Origin of the sequence: Novacetimonas cocois (genome assembly GCF_003311635.1) — a bacterium.
GTDB lineage: Bacteria > Pseudomonadota > Alphaproteobacteria > Acetobacterales > Acetobacteraceae > Novacetimonas > Novacetimonas cocois.
In genome coordinates this window covers 1-1,419 of the sequence record NZ_QEXL01000062.1, presented here as the reverse complement: position 1 = coordinate 1,419, position 1,419 = coordinate 1, and the positions used below count along the sequence as shown (strand labels likewise).

1 protein-coding gene is annotated in these 1,419 nt (G+C 56.0%); it reads left to right on the top strand.

The features are described 5' to 3' along the window. Positions 1-49 precede the first annotated feature (49 nt). Positions 50-1,300, top strand: a complete 1,251-nt coding sequence (locus tag NJLHNGOC_RS15500) for an IS701-like element IS1452 family transposase (protein ID WP_012812328.1) — start codon at positions 50-52, stop codon at positions 1,298-1,300. Positions 1,301-1,419: the final 119 nt, after the last annotated feature.

Here is a 1,419-nt window from a genome sequence, read left to right as displayed (position 1 = left end):
CTAGCACTACAGTTGCATTTTGTGTTGAGTTCTGAATCGATGGGTAACCATGATTCAGGATATGATGAGTGGCGGTACGTCTGTTGAAGAGACGCTGGAATTATGGGCGCGCTCGCTTCGGTCCGCCAAGGATCGGATGGCGCCGCTGTTCACGCAAAAACGTGTCGTAGATTCGGCCTGTGCTTTTCTTGATGTTTTGATTGGCAATGAACCACGCAAGACGGGATGGATGCGAGCGGAAGCCGCAGGAGATCCTGGTCCATGGCGGCAGCAGGCGCTTCTGGGACGCGGGCACTGGGATGCCGATGCCCTTCGTGACGTCGTCAGGGATTATGTGATTGAGCATCTGGGCACTGAAGAGGGCGTGCTGGTCATTGATGAGACCGGTTTTCTGAAGAAGGGTCAGGCGTCCTGCGGTGTGGGGCGGCAGTATACGGGATCTGCCGGCAAGATCACGAACTGCCAGATTGGTGTGTTTGGCGCTTATGTTTCGGAACGGGGGCATGCCTTTATTGACCGCGCCCTGTATCTCCCGAAAGACTGGACATCAAAGCCTGAGCGTCTGAAGCGGGCCCACGTTCCCGATGACGTGGTGTTTGCGACCAAACCGGCGTTAGCCTCGATGATGATTGAGCGAAGTATTGAGGCCGGTGTGCCGTTCCGCTGGGTTGCAGCAGACAGCGTGTATGGCGTGGGCGACGTAGAACGCACGCTTCGCCGGGCAGGAATTGGATATGTGCTTGGGGTCAAGGGCAATCACTGGTTCGGATCATGGGCAACGGAACCGCTGATTGCCGGAGAGGCGAAAGATATTGCAGCAGGACTGCCAGACCAGGCCTGGCGTCGTCTGTCAGCGGGGCACGGCACAAAAGGTGAGCGACTTTATGACTGGGCGTATCTTCCGCTTGCTGATCTGGATGCTGAAGAATTTGACTGCCCTATAGCCGGACCATGGACACGTGGCCTGTTGATCCGCCGAAACATCGCTGACGGGGACCTTGCCTATTTTACGACCTGGAGCCCGAAAGGGACAACCACGCAGGAACTGGTGAACGTTGAAGGGACGCGCTGGAGGATCGAAGAAGGGTTCGAGACGGCCAAAAACGAATTTGGTCTTGATCATAACGAGACCCGCTCCTGGCATGGTTGGCATCGGCACGTCTCTCTGGTCATGCTGGCCTATGCCGTCATGGCCAGTGTCCGTTACCAGGCAAACTCACTGAAACCGAAAAAAACACAACTCAGAACACGACAGTCCTTGTCCGCTGGTCCATTCAGGAGATCAGGCGCCTCGTCGTAAAACTTGCACAACGCAGACTACCCGTCTCTCACATCCTCAGATGGTCCGTCTTTCGACGAACGCATCAGGCCAGTGCTATCCGCGCTCACTCACGACACAAAATGCAACTGTAGTGCTAG

Bases quoted from the DNA above. Each gene is read 5' to 3' on its own strand.
- NJLHNGOC_RS15500 (WP_012812328.1), top strand. From the start codon at position 50: ATGATTCAGGATATGATGAGTGGCGGTACGTCTGTTGAAGAGACGCTG.